Genomic DNA, 19571 nt, shown 5'->3' on the forward strand with positions numbered 1-19571 from the left:
CCGTGCGCGCGGGCGTGCACGACGGAATCGAGCGCAGGCGGGGCGCTGTGAGCGACGCCTTCTACCTTCCCGACCCCGACCGGCCGGATCGCTTTCTGTCCACCGAGCTCACCCGTGGCCCCTGGTCGCCGGATGCCCAGCACGCGGGTCCGCCCTCGGCGCTGCTCGGGCACGTGATCGAGCGGTGCGAGCCGCGCCCGGGGTTCCAGGTCGGCCGGGTCGCGGTCGAAATCCTCGGCCCGGTGCCGCTGGCACCGCTGACCGCGGCGGCGCGGGTCGTCCGCCCCGGCCGCAGCGTCGAACTCATCGAGGCGACGCTGTCCACCGAGCGCGGGCCGGTGATGCGCGCGAATGCCTGGCGGTTCAAGCTGTCCGAGCCGGAATTGCCGCTGCCGGAACGATTCCTGCCCACCGGCACACGTCCCGGTCCCGAACACGCGGACGTGCCCGCACCGTTCCCCTCCACCCAGCCGGTGGGCTTTCACACCGCCATCGAATACCGCTTCGTCAGCGGCTCCTTCACCGAGCCCGGCCCGGCGGTGTGCTGGATCAGGATCAAATATCCGATCGTCGCGGGCACCGACCCGAGCCCGCTGGAACGCACCCTCGCGGCGGCGGATTCCGGAAACGGTGTCAGCGCGGTCATGGACTGGTCGAAGTACCTGTTCATCAACACCGACCTGACGGTCACCCTGCACCGCCAGCCCGCAGGTGAATGGGTCTGCCTCGACGCCGTCACCTACCCCCAACCCCATGGCATAGGTATGGCCGAATCGGCGCTCTACGACGAAAAGGGTCCCTTGGGCCGCAGCACGCAAACCCTCTTCCTCGGCAACCGATAGCCGAGGCAGACCCACTCGGCGTTCGTCGCGACAACCCTCACGGACGGGTCGAGATCTGCTGGACGCCCCAACCGTTCCCGTCGGGGTCGGTGAAGAAGAAGAATCCGACGTTGTCGAGTGGGTCGGGCATGGGGGTGGGGTTCTCGCCGAGGACTTGGATTTCGGTGACCTCGACGCCTCGGGCGGTGAGCTCCTCGTGGGCCTTGCGCAGGTCGTTGACCACGAGTTGCAGGCCCTGCTGGGAGCCGGGTGTCATGTCGGGCACCGCGCCCTTGCCGATCACGATCGAACAACCCGAGCCGGGTGGGGTCAGTTGCACGATGCGGACGTTGTCGTCGATCCTGGTGTCGTGGTCGACGGCGAAGCCGAGTTGCTCCGCGTAGAAGTTCTTGGCTCGGTCGATATCCGACACGGGCACGATGACGACCTCGAGTGTCCAGTTCACGGCGCATCCTTTCGGGGCGGGCAGCGGTATTCCTACCAGTGCGGACCGGTTGGCGCGGGAGAAATCATCGCCGAGCCCAGCGCCAACTGAACTCGTCCGGCGCGGGCGGGGGGCCGGGAAGTTCGCCGCCCGCGCTCAGCCCGGTCAGGAGCATCGCGAGCACGCGGCGGCGCAGTTGGACCGTGCGCTGCGGATCGGGCACCGCGACGGCCGCGCAGGACTCCAGGATCAGGCCGAGATCCTGCGGGGTGACGTCCGAACGTAGTTCGCCGGTGGCGTGGGCACGGCGCACGAGTTCCTCCGCGACCTTCGCGGAGTGCTGCACATCGGGCAGCATCGATTCGTCGGGGGTGAAAGTGCCCGCGAGATGCACGGCCAGTGAGTGCACGTCGGCGTCCACCACTCGCTCGAGAAAGCCGACCAGGCCGTGCCAGCCGTCCGGATCTTCCAGCGCCGCATCGGCTTCCGCGTTGTACCGGCGCAGACCCTCGTGGCAGAGCGTGCGCAGCAGCACCTCCTTGCTCGGATAGCGGCGATACAGCGCACTGATCCCGACGCCCGCGCGTTCCGCGACGGCGGAGATCGGGGCCGTGGCGTCGGCGAGGAACACGGCCCGGGCGGCCTCCAGGATCAAGCCGTCGTTGCGGGCGGCCTGCGCCTTGCGGCCGGGTAAACCCTTCTGAGCTGGGGCGTCGGATGTCTTCGGCATGACTCCAGGATAGCATTTGAACGGAATGGTCCGTTCTGTTACAGTTCAATCAGAACAGAGCATTCCGTTTCAACAAGGAGCAGGACATGACCGCGATCACCCCCTTCCGGATCGACGTCGACCAGGCCGACCTGGACGACCTGCGCGATCGCCTCGCCCGGACCCGCTGGGCCGAGCAGATTCCCGGCTCGGGCGATACCTACGGGGTGAGCGTCGAGCGGGTGCGCCACCTGGTCGGCTACTGGCGCGACGGGTTCGACTGGCGCGGGGTGGAGAACTCGTTGAACGCCTACCCGCAGTTCACCACCGAGATCGACGGCCAGAACATCCACTTCCTGCACGTGAAGTCCACCCGGGAAGACGCGTTTCCGCTGATCCTCACGCACGGCTGGCCCGGTACCTTCGTCGAATTCGTCGGCGTCATCGAGCCGCTCACCGCCGCCGGGTTCGACCTGGTGATCCCTTCCGTGCCCGGTTACGGCTTCTCCGGCCCCACCACCGAGGCGGGCTGGAACGACAGCCGGATCGCACGCGCTTGGGCGGAGCTGATGCGGCGGCTCGGCTACACCCGCTACGGCGCGGTGGGCAACGACGGCGGTTCGCAGATCTCGCCGGAACTCGGGCGGGTGGCGCCGGACCAGGTGGTCGGCGTGCACGTGACGCAGGTGTACTCGTTCCCGTCCGGCGATCCGGCGGAGCTGGCCGATCTCGACGAGGGCGAGCAGCGGTCGCTGGCCACCCTGGACTGGTTCATGAAGAACAAGATGGGCTTCAACGTGCTGCAATCGCAGCAACCGCAGACGCTGGCGCACGCGATCACGGACTCGCCCGCCGGGCTGGTCGGCTGGAACGGCCAGTTGCTCGGTCCGGACCTCGACGACGACTTCGTGCTGACCAACATAGCGATCCACTGGCTCACCGGCACCGCGGGTTCGGCGATCCGGCACTACTTCGAGAAGGACAAGGCCGAGCACCCCGCGGCGCCGACCACGGTTCCGCTCGCGCTGTGCGGCTCCACCGGGGACTTCCACGGCATCCGCCGCTTCGCCGAGCGCGACCACAACATCGTGTCCTGGCGCACGCACGACGTGTTCACCCACTACCTGCACCACGTGGCGCCCGCGTTGATGGCGGAGGAGATCACGGAGTTCTTCGCCGAGCTGCGCTGAGACTTTCTCTTATGGCATCGAGACTTGTGGCCATGGTTCGTCTCGTTTCCCGCTGATGTACTGGATTCATCAACGGCACAGCAGCTTTCGAAACAGGAGAGAAAACCATGAAAATCGCAGTCTTCGGAGCCACCGGAACCGTCGGCCGTCTCGTCGTCGAGCAGGCGCTGCGGGAGGGCCACGAGGTGACGGCCTTCACCCGCAGCGCCGCGAGCGTCACGCAGCGGCACGATCGGCTGCGCGTGGTGGAAGGCGATGTGCTGGACACGGACTCGGTGCAGCGAGCGGTGCAGGGGCAGGACGCGGTGCTGATCTCGCTCGGCAACGGGCGCAAGGGCGTGGTCCGGGCGGGCGGCACCGCGGCGATCATCGACGCGATGAATCGCACGGGCGTCAAGCGGCTGATCTGCCAGACGACCCTGGGCGTCGGCGACAGCCGGGGCAACCTGAACTTCCTGTGGAAGTACGTGATGTTCGGGTTGCTGCTGCGCCCGGCCTATGCCGATCACGTCCGGCAGGAGGAATACGTCCTGGCCAGCGACCTGGACTGGACGATAGTGCGGCCGAGCGCGTTCACCGACGGACCGGCCACCGGCAGCTACCGGCGCGGATTCCCGGCGGGCGAGGGCGGTCTGAGCCTGAAGATCGCCCGTGCCGACATCGCCGACTTCATGATCGAGCAACTGACCGACACGACTTACCTCCGCCAGACGCCCGGCATCTCGAACTGAGCGCGCCATGCGGTGGCGCGGCAGCGGCCCATGCCCCGGAGCCGGGAGCATGGGCCGCGATCTTCAGGCGTGCTCGTGCAGTTCCCCCCACGCCGGGAAGGGATCGGGATACTCCGCCCACGCGCCCGGCCCCTCGGCGAACTCCGCGTCGGTGAGCAGGGTGCCATCCAGTAGCGAGCGCACCTTGTCGCAATCCAGCTTTATCCCGATGAAGACGATCTCCTGCCCCGGCGGCACTTCCAGCGACGACCACCAGGCGGCGGGTTCGAAGACCAGGTTCGGCCCCGCTTGCGACCACACCGCGGCCAGCGTCGACCGGCTCGCGATCCAGCAGAATCCTTTGCTGCGCAGCAGACCTCGCAACTGTTCCAGCGCGTCCGAGAGGCGCAGCGGATGGAACGGCCGATCGGCGATGTAGGTGAGGCTGCGAATGCCGTACTCCTCGGTCTCCGGGGTGTGCCCGCCGGCGAGTTCCTCCGCCCAGCCCTCGACCTCCGCGGCGACCACCGGGTCGTAGCGGCCGGTGTCCAGGACCTCGGCCAGATCGACCACGCCGTTGCTGGTGCGCAGCACGTGGGCGCGCGGGTTCATGCGGCGCACCGTCGCCTCCACCGCCCCCGCCGCGGCGGCGCCGACCAGGTCGGTCTTGTTGACCAGCAGGACGTCGGCGAACTCGACCTGATCCACCAGCAGGTCGGCGATGGTGCGCGCGTCGCCGTCGCCCGCTTGCAGGTTCCGCTCGGCCAGCGCCTGCCCGCGCGCCACCTCCGCGAGGAAGGTCGAAGCGTCGACCACGGTCACCATGGTGTCCAGCCGGGCGACGTCACCGAGGCGGAAGCCGTCCTCGAATTCCCAGTCGAACGTCGCGGCCACCGGCATCGGCTCGGAGATGCCGGTCGATTCGATCACCAATTGATCGAAGCGGCCTTCTCGAGCGAGCCGGGCCACAGCTTCGATCAGGTCCTCGCGCAGGGTGCAGCAGATGCAGCCGTTGGTCAGTTCGACCAGCTTCTCCTCGGTGCGGTCCAGGTGGCCTTGACCGGTGACCAGCGCGGCGTCGATGTTGACCTCGCTCATGTCGTTGACGATGACCGCCACCCGGCGGCCCTCCCGGTTGGCCAGGATGTGGTTGAGCAGCGTCGTCTTGCCCGCGCCGAGGAAGCCGGACAGCACGGTGACGGGAAGCAGGTCGGAGTCCATGACATTAATGATAACGATTTTCATTTGCTCTCAGCGAGCGGGTCCGGTTGCCGGTGGCCACCGGACCGGGTCGCCGTAGGGTTTGTGTCGTGAAACTGCTGCCATTGCCCGCCGAGGGGCAGACCCCCGTCCGGGCGCTCACCATCGCCGGTACCGATTCCGGCGGAGGCGCCGGAATCCAAGCCGATACCCGCACCATGGCGCTGTGCGGTGTGCACGCACTGGTGGCCGTCGCGGCGGTGACCGTGCAGAACACGGTGGGCGTCAGCGGCTTTCACGAGATTCCGCCGCAGGTCGTGGCCGATCAGGTGCGCTCGGTGACCACGGACATCGGCGTCGGCGCCGCGAAGACCGGCATGCTCGCCTCCACCGCGATCATCGAGGCGGTGGCTGGGGTGTGCCAGGAGGTCGGCATAGGTCGCGACGGCGACATTCCGCTGGTCGTCGACCCGGTCGCGGCCTCGATGCACGGCGATCCGCTGCTGCACGCCGAAGCGCTCGACGCGCTGCGCAGCACCCTGATCCCGCTCGCCACCGTGGTGACACCGAACCTGGACGAGGTCCGCCTGCTCACGGGTATCGACGTCGACGACGAGGATTCGGCGCGGCGCGCGGCCGAGGCGCTGCACAAGCTGGGGCCGCGGTGGGCGGTCGTGAAGGGTGGGCACCTGCGTTCCTCCGAGTGCAGCACCGACCTGCTGTTCGACGGTGAGCGGTTCCTCGAGTTCACCGCCCCGCGCATCGCGACCGGCAACGACCACGGCGGCGGCGACACGCTGGCCGCCGCGACCGCCTGCGCCCTGGCCCACGGCTATTCGGTGCCCGAAGCGATCGAGTTCGCCAAAGAGTGGACCTACCGCTGCCTGGCCGCGTCCTACGATCTGGGCGCTGGCCACGGGCCGGTGTCCCCGCTGTGGCGATTGCATGGGAACTGAGCCGGGCAACCGCTCGGCGCACGCCATTTCTTGTCGGTGGGCGCTGCGATACTGAGGACGTCGCCGACACGGATGGCTTCAACGGCGAGGCGATCGGAACAACGACGTTCGACGTGGATGCGGCGAAGACCTCGGCGCCCGGCCCGGGGGGCGCTGGCGGTCACAGAGCGGAAAAGGCGCGGTGCAGCGGAAGATCGGCTGCGATCGCGATGCCGTGCAGCCGAGCGCTGGCCGCCACGAGCGCGAAGATGATCTCGCTCAGATAGGCGGCGAACTGCTCGACCGGCATGGCGGGCGGCTCCACCCGGTTCACCCCCAGCCACCAATCGGTGGCCGAGGCCACCGCACCGAAGATCGAATAGATCACCAGTTCCGCGCTCGCGACCTGCACCGACTCCTCGTCCACGGCACCGGCGAACAGCTCGGCGGCGCGGTGGGCGGACTGCCGGGCCGATTGCAGCGCGCGGTCGGCGTCGTCGGAGCGTTGCGTGAAATGGCTGTGCAGCATGAACCGGAAGACATTCGGCTGCCGCGACACCACCTGCGCGTATTCGGACGCGGCGCGGCGCACCAGGTCAGCGGCGGAGTCGCCGGTCAGGTCGAAACTGGTCATGATCTGTTCCCAGAGCATGTCGCGCACCCGGTCGACGATCGCGTTGTAGAGGTCGGTCTTGTCTTCGAAATGGCGATACAGCTTCGGTTTGGCCGCGCCCGCCTCCTTGGCGATATCGCCCATGCTGACCGCGGGGCCGAATTTGTCGAGCGCGCGGAAAGCCGCGTCGACGAATTCTTCGCGCACCTTCCTGCGATGCTCGCGCCAACGCTCGGTGCGCGCGTCCACACGTTTGCGCGGCGGGTCGTCTTCCGTCCGGCCGCTGAGCATCACGAATCCGGATGCTACCTGTCGACCGGGGACGGAGACCCGGCCGTCGGCCGGGTCCCGCCCCACCGGTCAGTGTTTGCTGGAACCAGCGCCGCTGTCACCCGCGGTCTTGGCCTTCTTCTCCGCTCGCTTTTCCTTCAGGGACTTCCCGGATTTCTTGGACATCGAACTGCGCGGAGATTTGTCGGACAAACGTGGTCCTTTGCTCGGAGAACCTGAATGGTCCCGCTGTGATCGACCGTACGCTACGTTGCCTGCCCGCGGCGTGATCCGGCTCGGGCGCCACCCCCAGGAACCTCACAGCTGAGGCCCAGCAGCGTGGCAGCGTAGCCGTCGAATGTTGTTCGCATGACCGAGACCTTGACCGTCGCGGCGGCGGAACGGACCGAGACCACGGGTGCGCCCGTGCTGGACGTGGTGATACCCGTCTACAACGAAGAGGCCGACCTCGGCGTGTGCGTCCGCAGACTGCACGCCTACCTGCGCGACGGGTTCCCCTTCCCGGCGCGCATCACGGTCGCCGACAACGCGAGCACCGACGACACGCTCCAGGTCGCCCAGCTGCTCGCCGAAGAACTGGACGACGTACGGGTGGTGCACCTGTCCGCCAAGGGACGAGGGCGGGCGCTGCGAGCGGTGTGGGAACGCTCCGACGCGCAGGTGGTCGCCTATATGGACGTCGACCTGTCCACCGACTTGAACGCGCTGCTGCCCCTGGTCGCACCGCTGATCACCGGGCATTCCGACCTGGCCATCGGCACCCGGCTCGACGCCGCGTCCAGGGTGGTGCGCGGGCCCAAGCGCGAGATCATCTCGCGCTGCTACAACCTCCTGCTGAAAGCCTCGCTGCGCGCGCACTTCTCCGACGCCCAGTGCGGCTTCAAGGCCATGCGCACCGACGTGGCGCGCCGCCTGCTGCCGCTGGTGCACGACGGCGAGTGGTTCTTCGACACCGAATTGCTGGTGCTCGCCGAGCGGGCGGGGCTGCGCATCCACGAGGTTCCGGTGGACTGGATCGATGATCCGGACAGCCGCGTCGACATCATCGACACCGCGCGCAAGGACCTGCTCGGCATCTGGCGGCTCGGGCGGGCGCTGGCCACCGGCACGCTGCCGCTCGAGGAACTGCGCCGGTCGGTGGGCCGGGAACCGCTGGTGCCGGGGGTGCCGCTGGGCATGGTCGGGCAACTCGTGCGGTTCGCGATCGTCGGCGTGCTGAGCACGCTGGCCTATCTGCTGCTCTACGTGCTGTTGCAGCCGCTCGCGGGCGCGCAGGTGGCGAACTTCGCCGCGCTGCTGATCACGGCGGTGGGCAATACCGCCGCCAACCGGGCCTTCACCTTCGGCGTGCGCGGCTCGAACGGAGCCGTGTCGCATCAGTTCCAAGGGCTGGTGATCTTCGGCATCGGATTGGCGCTCACCAGCGGATCGTTGTTCGCGCTGCATCGGTGGGCGCCGGACGCCTCGGTGCACCTGGAGCTGTTCGTCCTGGTGATGGCCAATCTGGTGGCGACGCTGTTGCGGTTCGTCGGGCTGCGCTGGGTGTTCCGCGACAGCGGAGGCGACGCCGCACCGAGCGCACCGGCTCTCGCCGCCGCCGGAAGCGCCGCCGAGGGAGACCGTTGATGACGGCCACGCTCACCGCGCAACCCGCCGCGACCGAACCGCGGCCGAGGCCGCGCCGGAACTGGGAGTATCCGGCGCTGGCTGCGCTGCTGATCGGCACGGCGGTGGCGTATCTGTGCAACCTGAGCGCCAACGGTTGGGCGAATTCGTTCTACTCGGCTGCGGTACAGGCGGGTTCGGTCTCGTGGAAGGCGTTCTTCTTCGGGTCCTCCGACGCGGCGAACTCGATCACCGTGGACAAACCGCCCGCCTCGCTGTGGCTGATGGAGCTGTCGGTGCGGGCCTTCGGGCTGAGCAGCTGGAGCATCCTGGTGCCGGAGGTGCTGCTCGGGGTGGCCGGTGTGGCAGTGCTGTGGGCGACCGTGCGCAGGCCGTTCGGGCCCGCGGCCGGACTGCTCGCCGGGCTGGCGCTGGCGGTGACGCCCGTCGCGGCGCTGATGTTCCGGTTCAACAATCCCGAGGCGCTGCTGGTGTTCCTGATGGTCGCGGCCGCCTGGGCGATGACGCGGGCGGTGGAGGACGGCCGCTGGCGCTGGCTGGTCCTGACCGGCGCGCTGATCGGCTTCGGTTTCCTCACCAAGCAATTGCAGGTGCTGCTGGTGGTTCCGGCGCTCGCGCTGACCTACTCGATCGCGGGCCCGCCGAAACTCGGCAAGCGCATCCTGCAACTCTTCGCCGCCGCAGCCGCGATGGTGGTGGCCGCGGGCTGGTGGTTGCTGGCGGTGGAACTGTGGCCCGCCTCGTCACGTCCGTGGATCGGCGGCTCGCACGACAACTCGATCCTGGAACTCACCCTCGGCTACAACGGGCTCGGCAGGCTCAACGGCAACGAGCGCGGCAGCGTCGGACCGGGCGGCGACCTTCCGCCGGGCGGCAACGGCATGTGGGGAAGCACCGGCATCACGCGGATGTTCGAACCGGCGCAAGGCGGTCAGATCGCGTGGCTGATCCCCGCCGCGCTGGTCGCGCTCGTCGCGGGAATCCTGCTGCGCGGCAGAGCCGCTCGCACCGATCCGCAGCGCGCCTCGCTCGTCCTCTGGGGCGGATGGCTGCTGGGGACCGGGCTGGTCTTCAGCTTCATGGCCGGCATCTTCCACCAGTACTACACCGTGGCCCTGGCTCCGGCCATCGCCGCGCTCGTCGGCGCGGGTGCGGTGCTGTCGTGGCGGGGACGGCACCGGCTGTGGGTGCGGCTGGCGTCGGCGCTCGCGGTGGGTCTCACCACGGCGACCGCTTGGATGCTGTTGTCGCGCAGTCCGGAATGGCAGTCGTGGCTGCGCTGGACGGTGCTGGTCGTCGGTGTGATCGCGACGCTCGCCGTGCTCTTGCCCGCGCCGCGCAAGCTCGCCGTGGCGTCGGCGCTGGCCGTGGCGTTCACCTTCCTCGCCGGACCGGTCGCCTACGCCGTCGACACGATCGCGACGCCGCACGCGGGTTCGATTCCTTCGGCCGGACCGAACGTCGCGATGCGTGGTCGGCCACCGTGGGGTGAGGGCATGCCGGGGATGAATCGCCGCATGCCGGACGGAACCGGGACCACCGGCCGCGATGGAGCCGGACAGGTTCCGGGCGGTACGCCGCCGGATGGGCGTTCGCCGGGAACGAGCCCGCAGGGCACGACACCGGACGGCGGCATTCCGCGAGCGGGCAACGCACCCGGCGGCCGGATGCCGGGCGACGGGCAGCTCCCGGACGGCGCGGGCACGCCGCCCGGTACCGCACCGCAGGGCAACCCACCCGGCGACGGCGCGATGTTCCCGCCAGGAACGCTGCCCGATGGGCAGGCCCCGCAAGGCACCGCCACGACGCAGGGCGCGCCCGGTGACGGCGGTCCCGGCCCCGGCGGCGGAATCGGCGGTCTGCTCGGGGCGAGCGAACCCAGCGCCCAGGTCGTGTCCCTGCTCGAGCAGAACGGCGGCGACTACACCTGGGTGGCCGCGGCCATCGGCTCGAACAGCGCCGCGGGCTTGCAGCTGGCCACCGAACTGCCCGTGATGCCCATCGGCGGCTTCAACGGCAGCGACCCCTCGCCGACGCTGGAGCAGTTCAAGCAATATGTCGCCGAAGGGAAGATCCATTACTTCGTCGGCGGCGGACGGGGCGGGCCGGGTTCCTCCGACTCCTCCCCCAGCGCCCAGATCACGCAGTGGGTCCAGGAGAACTTCACCGCCACCCAGGTGGACGGGGTCACTTTGTACGACCTGACCGCCGCCCACTGAAACCGCGCGATGCGGTCCTGTCGCCCTGCATTCCCCGGGGCCGCATCGCCTCCCGGTGTTCAGCGCGACCCCTGCACCCGCTGAACACCGCATCCGCACCGGCGCCATACCTCGGCGCCGGTGCGGATCGCGTTGTGCGGCAGTCATCTTCCCTGGTTGCGATCCCGCGAACGCGCGCGGGCGCACAGCGGTGGAACGTCGAACATGCGACCGGCGACGATGATTCGAGCGCCCGCTCTTGGCATCCCGCAAAACTCCAGCGATGATGATCGCACGCGTGACGGCTCCGGGCCGGTAGCCGGACCATCAGCGGACGTGTCCACCGCGAACTTTCAGGGAAACAGTTGAACGCTTTCATGAAGCTGGCCGTGACGGTGGTCAGCGCACTGGTCGCAACCGCGCTCACCGTCGGATTCGCCGCCACCGCGTCGGCGGCCCCCGCCGATCGAGCCGAATCGATCGTCGCGGCGACCGGCGAACCCCCGCAGGTGACCTACATCAAGGCATGCCTGCCGCCCGGCGACACCATCGAACTGCGCACGGGAATCGGCGCGGCGATCGGCGCCGCCATCGGCGCGCTCGTCGGCCTGCCCGTCTTCTTCGTCGGCGCGATTCCCGGCGCGATCATTGTCGGCCTGATCGGCGCCGCCATCGGAGCTTCCTCCTACGCCATCGATTCGGGAAGGCTCGAGCAGCAAGGTCTGTGCTGAGCACGGCGTGCGGCGCGCCGCGATGCGCAGGCCGCTCGGCGAGCGCCGCAGGTCAATCGCTCCCCGCGGCCAGCGCGCGCACCAGCCGGTCCAGCGCGGGGCGTGGATCGAAGTCCGCTGCCGGGTTCACCAGCTGATGCAGGATGATCCCGTCGAGTTGGTCGACCAGGATCCGCGCCACCGCCCGCTCCACGCCGATACCCGCCAGCAGCGACGCGGTCCATTCGGTCAGCCGCAGATGTCCTCGGCGGATGGTCTCGCGTAGCGCCGGAATGCACTGCGCCTCCAGGAACAGGGCATAGCGGGCCAGGGTGCGCACCCGGTCGGCGCGCACCGCGTACACGACGAAAGCCGCCATGCCCTCGACGAGTTCGTCGATCGTGCCGGGCGCGGGCTGCCGGGTGAGCACCTCCCAATCCGCGTAGTCGCGCGCCTCGAGGCGCTCGGTGATACCGATCAGCAGCGCTTCCCGGGTGCGGAAGTAATTGGACGCCGATCCGGCGGGCATGCCCGCGGCCTCGTCGACCGCGCGGTGGGTCAGCGCGCGGGTGCCGCGGGATCCCAGCAGGTCGATCGCCGCGTCCAAGACGAGGTCGCGTTTGGTGGACACCCTTCGAATACTACGTAAGTAGTGATACAGGTTGCAGTTGCCCTCCTGGCCACCGCCCTCGTCCTGCTCTCGCGCACACCGAGACCGGCACTCGAGCCATCGCGTCCGGCCCGGTCACAGGCTCCGATTCAGCGGGAGGCGTGCAAGGCGGCGTGAAGCGTGGCCGCCCACTGTTCGACTATGCGCTTACGGCGGGCCGAATCGTCGGTGAGAACGTCGGCGAGACCGAGACCGCGGGCCATGTCCAGGGTCGCCTGCACCAAATGGTGGGTGACCGGGTCCGAGTCGTCCACACCCAGGGCTTCGACCGCGCGGCGGTGTGAGGCGCGCCCGAAGCGGGCCTCCAGCGGGACGATCCGCTCGCGCAACACCGGGTCGGCGGCGGCGTGCGTCCAGACTTGCAGGGCCGCCTTGAACAACGGGCTGGTGTAGGACTCGACCAGCCCCGCCACCACCGCCTCGGTGCGGGCCGGCCCGTCACCCAGCTCCGTCAGCGTCGCGGCCTCCTGCACCGCCTGCCCGCTGCGCGTGTCGAACATGAACTCCAGCGCGGCGGTGATCAGATCCTCCCTGGTGGGAAAGTGATGCTGCGCCGCGCCACGCGACACCCCGGCCCGTTCGGCGACCACGGCGACCGTCGCGGCCGCCCAGCCCATTTCGGCCAGGCAGTCGATGGTCGCCTCGAGCAGGCGCTGCCGGGTGGCGCGGCTGCGGTCCTGCTTGGGTTCGTGGGGTGTCGCCATGGTCGTCATTCTGCCCAGCTCGGCGGGCGGCGCTGCAAAAAGGCCAGCATGCCCTCGTGTACCTCGGGGGTGCCGAAGAAGCTCGCCGAGCGCCGCGCGAGTTCTTCGGCGGAGGTGTCGAACTCGGCGAGGATGTCCGCGTTGACCAGTCGCTTTGCCTCCGCCAGCCCCTGCGGGGAGCCCTTGCGCACCTCCGCGCACAGCCGCGCCACTTCGGCCGCCGGGTCCTCGGCGGTGACGGTGACCAGGCCGATCTGCTCGGCCTCTGCGGCGTCGAACTTCTCGCCGGTCAGGTAGTACCGGCCGGCCGCACGCGGGCTGAGCCTGGGCAACAGGGTCAGCGAGATCATGAACGGCGCCAGCCCGATGCGCACCTCGGTGAGCGCGAAACTGCTGGCCGGTCCGGCCACGACGAGGTCGCAGCCCGCCACGATGCCCATGCCGCCTGCCCGCACGTTGCCGTCGATCCGCGCGATCACCGGCTTCGGAATCTCCACCAGCCTGCGCAGCACGCCGATCATGACCCGGGTGCGTTCGTCGGCGGCCACGGCCGGATCGGCGTCACTGGCCTCGCTCAGATCCGCGCCCGCGCAGAAGGTGTTGCCGGTGTGCGCGAGTACGACAACGCGCACCGCGTCGTCGGCGGCCGCGTCGTCGAGCCCGCGCAGCAGCTCTGCGACCAGCTTGGACGACAGCGCGTTGCGGTTGTGCGGCGAATCGAAGGTGAGCGTCGCGACGCCGTCGCTCACCTCGTAGCGGACGAACGGAGCCGTCTCGGTCATGCGGCGTCCTCTCAGTACGACTTCGGCAGGCCCAGCGAGTACTGGGCGACGAAGTTGAGGACCATTTCCCTGCTGACCGGCGCGATGCGGCCGATGCGCGCGGCGGCGAGCATCGCGGCCAGCCCGACGTCCCTGGTCAGGCCGGAGCCGCCGTGGGTCTGGATGGCCTGGTCGAGCGCCTTGATGCTGGCCTCCGCCGCCGCGTATTTCGCCATGTTGGCGGCCTCGGCGGCGCCCATCTCGTCGCCCGTGTCGTACAGGGTGGCGGCCTTCTGCATCATCAGCTTCGCCAGCTCCAGTTCGACCTTCACCTGGGCGAGCGGATGCGAGATGCCCTGATGCGCACCGATCGGCGTCTTCCACACCGTGCGCTCCTTGGCGTATTCCACGGCGCGATCGATGGCGTAGCGGGCCAGGCCGATCGCCATGGCCGCGCCCATGATGCGCTCCGGGTTGAGGCCCGCGAACAACTGCATCAACGCCGCGTCCTCCTTGCCGACCAGCGCGGTGGAGGGCAGCCGGACGTCGTCGAGGAACAGGCTGTACTGGTGGTCGGGCTCGATGATGTCCATCTCCTGCGCCGTCTTCGTGAAGCCTTCGGCGTCGGTCGGCACGATGAACAGGGCGGGCTTGAGCTTGCCGGTCTTGTGGTCTTCGGTGCGGGACACGATCAGCACGGCCTCGGCCTGGTCGACTCCGGAGATGAAGATCTTGCGGCCGTTGAGGATCCAGTCGTCGCCGTCGCGGCGCGCGGTGGTGGTGATCTGGTGGGAGTTGGAGCCGGCGTCCGGCTCGGTGATGCCGAAGACCATCTTGCCGGAGCCGTCGGCGAGCTTGGGCAGCCACTCCTGCTTCTGCTCGTCGGTGCCGTACTTGGTGATGATGGTGCCGCAGATGGCCGGGGAGACCACCATGAGCAGCAGGCCCGCGCCCTGCGCGGACAGCTCCTCCATCACCAGCGACAGCTCGTACATGCCCGCGCCGCCGCCACCGTACTCCTCGGGCAGGTTCACTCCGAGGAAGCCGAGTTTGCCCGCCTCCTGCCACAATTCGTCCAGCGGCTCGTTCTTGCGCGCCTTGGGCAGCACGTAGTCGCGGTAGTTGTATTTCGCGGCCAACGCGGCGACGGCGGCCCGCAGCGCCTTCTGCTCGTCGGTTTCGATGAAGCTCATCAGTTCTCCTGGATTTCTACAGTTTCGACGACCGCGAGCACGGCGCCGACGTCGACCTGCTGGCCGACGGTGACGTTCACGGCGCTGAGCACGCCCGCGGCGGGCGCGGCGATGGTGTGCTCCATCTTCATCGCCTCCAGCCACAGAATCGGCTGACCTTGTTCGACCCGGCTGCCGACCTCGGCTCCGAGCCGGATCACGCTGCCGGGCATGGGCGCCAGCAGCGAGCCGGTGGCCACCTGGTCGGCGGGGTCGCTGAAGCGCGGCACCCGGCGCAGCGCCACCGGGCCGAGGGGCGAGTCGACGTAGACCTGGTCGCCGTAGCGGGCGACCTCGAATCGCCTGCGCACCGGTCCGCGTTCGCCCGGAACCGACAGCACGACACGATCGGGAGCCGACTCGACGAGTTCCAGGCCGTCGTGACCGTCCACGGTGACGCCGGTCCGGCCGAAGCGGTAACCCACCTCGTGCGTCCCGGTCGCGCGGCTCTCGTACGACTTGCGCTGCGATTGCGACGGCAGATTCCGCCACCCGCTGGGCAGCCCGCCGCCCACCCGCGCGCGGCCACGGTTGGCGGCGGCCTCGGCGAGTGCCGCCGCCACGACGGACAACGCCTCGTCGGACGCCGACACCAGCGGCGCGGCGAGGACGTCGAGCCCGTGCGTGGCGAAGAACGCGGTGTCGGTGTCACCGGCCAGGAACGCCGGATGACGCAGCACGCGCACCAGCAGGTCGCGGTTGGTGACCAGGCCGTGGATCTTGGCGCGGTGCAGGGCCGCGGCCAGCAAGCGGGCCGCCTCGCCGCGCGTCTCGGCGTAGGAGATGACCTTGGCCAGCATCGGGTCGTAGTGCACGCCGACCACCGAACCGTCTACGACGCCCGTGTCCAGGCGCACGCCCGGCCGGTCCAGCAGATCGAATTCGGTGCGCACCGAGGGTATCTCGATCCGGTGCACGGTTCCGCTCTGCGGCTGCCAGTCCTGCGCCGGGTCCTCGGCGTAGAGCCGCACCTCGATGGAGTGTCCGCGCATCGCGGGCGGTTCGGCGGGCAGCGCGCCGCCCGCGGCGACGTCCAGTTGCAGCCGGACCAGGTCCAATCCGGTGGTGCACTCGGTGACCGGATGCTCCACTTGCAAGCGGGTGTTCATCTCCAGGAAGAAGAACTCGCCCTGCTCGTCGGCGAGGAACTCCACGGTGCCCGCGCCGGTGTAGCCGATCGCGCCCGCCGCGAGGCGCGCCGCCTCGAACAGCCGCTCCCGCATGCCTTCGGTGCGTTCCACCAGCGGCGACGGCGCCTCCTCTATCACCTTCTGGTGGCGGCGCTGGATGGAGCACTCGCGCTCGCCCACCGCCCAGATGGCGCCGTGCGTGTCGGCCATCACCTGGACCTCGATGTGCCTGCCGGTCTCCAGGTAGCGCTCGCAGAAGACCGTCGGATCGCCGAAGGCGGATTCCGCCTCGCGCCGTGCGGCCTCGATCTGCGGGGTCAGATCGGCCAGCTCGCGCACCACCCGCATCCCGCGCCCGCCGCCGCCCGCGGAGGCCTTGATCAGCACCGGGAGGTGGGACTCGGTGACCTCGGCCGGGTCCAGCTCGGCCAGCACCGGCACTCCGGCGGCGTCCATCATCTTCTTCGAGGCGACCTTCGAGCCCATCTGCTCGATCGCCTCGACCGGCGGGCCGATCCAGACCAGCCCGGCGTCGAGCACGGCCTTGGCGAAATCGGCGTTCTCGGACAGGAACCCGTAGCCGGGGTGGATGGCGTCGGCGCCCGCGGCCAGCGCGGCCTCGATGATCAGTTCACCACGCAGATAGGTTTCGGCGGGCGTATTGCCGGGCAGCCGCACCGCGGCGTCCGCCTCGGTGACGTGCGGCGCGGCGGCATCCGCGTCGGAGTACACCGCGACGCTGCCCAGACCCATCCGGCGGCAGGTGGCGAAGACCCGGCGGGCGATCTCGCCACGGTTGGCGACGAGAACGTTCGTGATCTGCCCACCGGTATTCGAATCGCCGTGCGATGCAGTCATATCCGGCCTCACATTCGGAAGACGCCGAAGCCGTCGGCGCCTTTGATCGGGGCGTTGTGAATGGCCGACAGGGACATTCCCAACACGGTGCGGGTGTCGCGCGGGTCGATGACGCCGTCGTCGTAGAGCCGCCCGGACATGAACATCGCCAGCGATTCGGCCTCGATCTGCGCCTCCACCATGGCGCGCATCCCGGCGTCGGCCTCCTCGTCGAACGGCAGGCCCTTGGCCTCGGCGGCGGCCCGGCCGACGATCGAGATGACGCCCGCCAGCTGCGCGCCGCCCATCACGGCGGATTTCGCGCTGGGCCAGGCGAAGACGAAACGCGGGTCGTAGGCACGGCCGCACATGCCGTAGTGGCCGGCGCCGTAGGACGAACCCATCAGCACCGAGATGTGCGGCACCTTCGAATTGGAGACCGCGTTGATCATCATCGCGCCGTGCTTGATGATGCCCTTCTGCTCGTACTCCTTGCCCACCATGTAACCGGTGGTGTTGTGCAGGAACAGCAGTGGCGTGTTCGTCTTGTTGGCCAGCTGGATGAACTGGGTGGCCTTCTGCGATTCCTCGGAGAACAGCACGCCGCGCGCGTTGGCGAGGATGCCCACCGGATAGCCGTGCAGTTCGGCCCATCCGGTGACCAGGCTGCTGCCGTAGAGCGGCTTGAACTCGTCGAAGTCCGAACCGTCCACGATGCGGGCGATCACCTCGCGCGGGTCGAACGGGATCTTCAGGTCCGACGGCACGATGCCGAGCAGATCCTCCGGGTCGTGCAGCGGCTCGATCACCTCGGCGCGCGGAGCCGGGCCCTGCTTGCGCCAGTTCAGCCGCTTGACGATGGAGCGGCCGATGCGGATCGCGTCCTGCTCGTCCAGCGCGTAGTAATCCGCGAGGCCGGAGACCCGCGCGTGCATGTCGGCGCCGCCGAGGGATTCGTCGTCGGACTCCTCACCGGTGGCCATCTTGACCAGCGGCGGACCGCCGAGGAACACCTTGGAGCGCTCCTTGATCATCACGACGTGGTCGGACATGCCGGGAATGTAGGCGCCGCCCGCGGTGGAGTTGCCGAACACCAGCGCGATGGTCGGGATGCCCGCCGCCGACGCCTGGGTGAGGTCGCGGAACATCCGGCCGCCGGGGACGAACACCTCCTTCTGCGTGGGCAGGTCGGCGCCGCCGGATTCCACCAGCGAGATCACCGGCAGCCGGTTCTCCCGCACGATGTCGTTGATGCGCAACGTCTTGCGCAGCGTCCACGGGTTGGAGGTGCCGCCGCGCACGGTCGGGTCGGGCGCGACGATCATGCACTCGACGCCCTCGACGATGCCGATTCCGGCGATGGTGCTGGCGCCGACGTGGAATTCACTGCCCCAGCCGGCCAGCGGGCACAGTTCCAGGAACGGCGAGTCCTCGTCGACGAGCAGTTCGATGCGCTCACGCGCGGTGAGCTTGCCGCGCTTGCGGTGCCGGGCCAGCTTGTCCGGTCCGCCGCCCGCGATGGCCTTGGCGAACTCGGCCTCCACCTCCGCGAGCTTGGCCGTCATCGCGTCGGCGGCGGCTTCGTACTCGGGCGCCGCGGTGTCCAGGGCGCTGCGCAGGATTGTCATTTCTGGTACCCCAATCGCTTCGCCGCCAGTCCGGTGAGGATTTCGGTCGTGCCGCCGCCGATGCCGAGGATGCGCATATCCCGGTACTGGCGTTCGATCTCCGATTCGCGCATGTAGCCGAGACCGCCGAACAGCTGGACGGCCTGGTTGGCCACCCACTCGCCCGCCTCGACGGCGGTGTTCTTCGCGAAGCACACCTCGGCGATCAGATCGGTCTCGCCTTCGGCGCTGCGCTGCACCACATCACGGGTGTAGACGCGGGCGACGTCGATGCGCCGCGCCATCTCGGTGACCGTGTTCTGCACCGCCTGCCTGCTGATCAGCGGACGCCCGAAGGTCTCCCGGTTGCGCACCCACTCCAGGGTCAGATCCAGGCATCGCTGCGCGCTGGAGTACGCCTGCACCGCGAGGCCGACGCGCTCGCTGACGAACGCGCCCGCGATCTGGAAGAAGCCGGAGTTCTCCGGGCCCACCAGATTCTCCACCGGTACCCGGACGTCGACATAGGACAACTCGGCGGTGTCGGAGGCCAGCCAGCCCATCTTGTCCAGCTTGCGGCTGACCGTGAAGCCCGGCGTGTTCTTGTCGACGATGAGCAACGAGATGCCGCCCGAGCCCGGCCCGCCGGTGCGCACCGCGGTGACCACGAAGTCGGCGCGGACCCCGGAGGTGATGTAGGTCTTGGCGCCGTTGACGATGTAGTGATCGCCGTCGCGGCGCGCGGTGGTGGTGAGGTGCCCGACATCCGATCCGCCGCCGGGTTCGGTGATCGCGAGCGAACCGATCTTCTCGCCCGCCAGCGTCGGCCGCACCCAGCGCTCGATCTGCTCGGCGTTGCCGGAGGCGATGATGTGCGGAACGGAGATGCCGCAGGTGAACAGGGAGGCGAACAGTCCGCCGGACGCACCGGCCTGATGCATCTCCTCGCAGACGATCATCGCGTCCACGCCGTCGCCGCCGGAACCACCCGCGGATTCCGGGAACTGCACGCCGAGCAGGCCGAGCGCGCCCGCCTTCTTGTGCAGCTCGCGCGGGATCTCCCCGGCGCGCTCCCAGCCGTCCAGGTAGGGCAGGATCTCGCGTTCCACGAAGCCACGGACCGTGGCCCGCAACTCGCGCCGTTCCGGCGTTTCCCAGAGTTTCGTCATGCGGTGCCCTTTC

General features: G+C 69.2%; 19 protein-coding genes. 7 read left to right on the plus strand and 12 right to left on the minus strand.

The window, feature by feature from the left end:
- Positions 1–2 precede the first annotated feature (2 nt).
- Entirely contained in the window at positions 3–842 is an 840-nt protein-coding gene (locus ABZ803_RS09845) for a thioesterase family protein (RefSeq protein WP_357034772.1), read from the plus strand.
- Between the two features lie 37 nt (positions 843–879).
- On the opposite strand, the gene ABZ803_RS09850 is transcribed toward ABZ803_RS09845, so the two are convergent.
- Entirely contained in the window at positions 880–1287 is a 408-nt protein-coding gene (locus tag ABZ803_RS09850; protein ID WP_357034774.1) for a glyoxalase superfamily protein, read from the minus strand.
- A 64-nt stretch (positions 1288–1351) separates the two neighbouring features.
- Positions 1352–1996 (minus strand): TetR/AcrR family transcriptional regulator, encoded by a 645-nt coding sequence (locus ABZ803_RS09855; protein ID WP_357034776.1) that lies wholly within the window; start codon positions 1994–1996, stop codon positions 1352–1354.
- A gap of 86 nt (positions 1997–2082) precedes the next feature.
- On the opposite strand from ABZ803_RS09855, the gene ABZ803_RS09860 reads away from it, so the two are divergent.
- A complete protein-coding gene (locus ABZ803_RS09860) occupies positions 2083–3165 on the plus strand; it encodes an epoxide hydrolase family protein (protein WP_357034778.1) in 1083 nt (360 codons plus the stop codon).
- A gap of 107 nt (positions 3166–3272) precedes the next feature.
- Positions 3273–3896, plus strand: a complete 624-nt coding sequence (locus tag ABZ803_RS09865; protein WP_357034780.1) for an SDR family oxidoreductase — start codon at positions 3273–3275, stop codon at positions 3894–3896.
- A gap of 63 nt (positions 3897–3959) precedes the next feature.
- On the opposite strand, the gene ABZ803_RS09870 is transcribed toward ABZ803_RS09865, so the two are convergent.
- Positions 3960–5096, minus strand: a complete 1137-nt coding sequence (locus ABZ803_RS09870; protein ID WP_357034782.1) for a GTP-binding protein — start codon at positions 5094–5096, stop codon at positions 3960–3962.
- 89 nt (positions 5097–5185) lie between these two features.
- On the opposite strand from ABZ803_RS09870, the gene thiD reads away from it, so the two are divergent.
- A complete protein-coding gene (gene thiD, locus ABZ803_RS09875) occupies positions 5186–6031 on the plus strand; it encodes a bifunctional hydroxymethylpyrimidine kinase/phosphomethylpyrimidine kinase (RefSeq protein WP_357034784.1) in 846 nt (281 codons plus the stop codon).
- Between the two features lie 160 nt (positions 6032–6191).
- On the opposite strand, the gene ABZ803_RS09880 is transcribed toward thiD, so the two are convergent.
- Together ABZ803_RS09880 and ABZ803_RS09885 are read right to left on the minus strand one after the other, a co-directional pair.
- A complete protein-coding gene (locus ABZ803_RS09880) occupies positions 6192–6980 on the minus strand; it encodes a TetR/AcrR family transcriptional regulator (RefSeq protein ID WP_357034786.1) in 789 nt (262 codons plus the stop codon).
- A 3-nt stretch (positions 6981–6983) separates the two neighbouring features.
- Entirely contained in the window at positions 6984–7106 is a 123-nt protein-coding gene (locus ABZ803_RS09885; RefSeq protein WP_281032571.1) for a hypothetical protein, read from the minus strand.
- 156 nt (positions 7107–7262) lie between these two features.
- On the opposite strand from ABZ803_RS09885, the gene ABZ803_RS09890 reads away from it, so the two are divergent.
- The 3 genes from ABZ803_RS09890 (at position 7263) to ABZ803_RS09900 (ending at position 11469) form a co-directional block, all read left to right on the plus strand.
- The gene (locus tag ABZ803_RS09890) at positions 7263–8540 is read left to right on the plus strand and encodes a bifunctional glycosyltransferase family 2/GtrA family protein (protein WP_357034788.1); all 1278 of its coding nucleotides are present in this window, start codon (positions 7263–7265) and stop codon (positions 8538–8540) included.
- Entirely contained in the window at positions 8540–10759 is a 2220-nt protein-coding gene (locus ABZ803_RS09895; protein WP_357034790.1) for a glycosyltransferase family 39 protein, read from the plus strand. Before ABZ803_RS09890 ends, ABZ803_RS09895 begins: the two co-directional genes overlap by 1 nt.
- Before the next feature lie 344 nt (positions 10760–11103).
- The gene (locus ABZ803_RS09900; RefSeq protein WP_357034792.1) at positions 11104–11469 is read left to right on the plus strand and encodes a hypothetical protein; all 366 of its coding nucleotides are present in this window, start codon (positions 11104–11106) and stop codon (positions 11467–11469) included.
- 52 nt (positions 11470–11521) lie between these two features.
- Here ABZ803_RS09900 and ABZ803_RS09905 read toward each other — a convergent pair whose 3' ends face one another.
- The 7 genes from ABZ803_RS09905 to ABZ803_RS09935 form a co-directional block, all read right to left on the minus strand.
- Complete coding sequence (locus tag ABZ803_RS09905; protein ID WP_357034794.1) at positions 11522–12079, minus strand: TetR family transcriptional regulator; 558 nt, start codon at positions 12077–12079, stop codon at positions 11522–11524.
- Positions 12080–12207: 128 nt separating this feature from the next.
- On the minus strand, positions 12208–12822 hold the full coding sequence (locus tag ABZ803_RS09910) for a TetR/AcrR family transcriptional regulator (protein ID WP_357034796.1): 615 nt from the start codon (positions 12820–12822) through the stop codon (positions 12208–12210).
- Between the two features lie 5 nt (positions 12823–12827).
- A complete protein-coding gene (locus tag ABZ803_RS09915; RefSeq protein WP_357034798.1) occupies positions 12828–13604 on the minus strand; it encodes an enoyl-CoA hydratase family protein in 777 nt (258 codons plus the stop codon).
- A gap of 11 nt (positions 13605–13615) precedes the next feature.
- A complete protein-coding gene (locus ABZ803_RS09920; protein ID WP_040870683.1) occupies positions 13616–14776 on the minus strand; it encodes an acyl-CoA dehydrogenase family protein in 1161 nt (386 codons plus the stop codon).
- A complete protein-coding gene (locus ABZ803_RS09925) occupies positions 14776–16803 on the minus strand; it encodes a biotin carboxylase N-terminal domain-containing protein (RefSeq protein WP_357034800.1) in 2028 nt (675 codons plus the stop codon). Before ABZ803_RS09925 ends, ABZ803_RS09920 begins: the two co-directional genes overlap by 1 nt.
- 8 nt (positions 16804–16811) lie before the next feature.
- Positions 16812–18410 carry a carboxyl transferase domain-containing protein gene (locus ABZ803_RS09930; protein ID WP_040870684.1) on the minus strand — a complete coding sequence of 533 codons (1599 nt, stop codon included), beginning with the start codon at positions 18408–18410 and terminating at the stop codon, positions 16812–16814.
- Entirely contained in the window at positions 18407–19558 is a 1152-nt protein-coding gene (locus tag ABZ803_RS09935) for an acyl-CoA dehydrogenase family protein (protein ID WP_357034803.1), read from the minus strand. The genes ABZ803_RS09930 and ABZ803_RS09935 overlap by 4 nt, the downstream gene beginning before the upstream one ends.
- Positions 19559–19571: the final 13 nt, after the last annotated feature.

The sequence above is a fragment of the Nocardia sp. NPDC047648 genome (genome assembly GCF_040642815.1).
Classification (GTDB): Bacteria; Actinomycetota; Actinomycetes; order Mycobacteriales; family Mycobacteriaceae; genus Nocardia; species Nocardia gamkensis.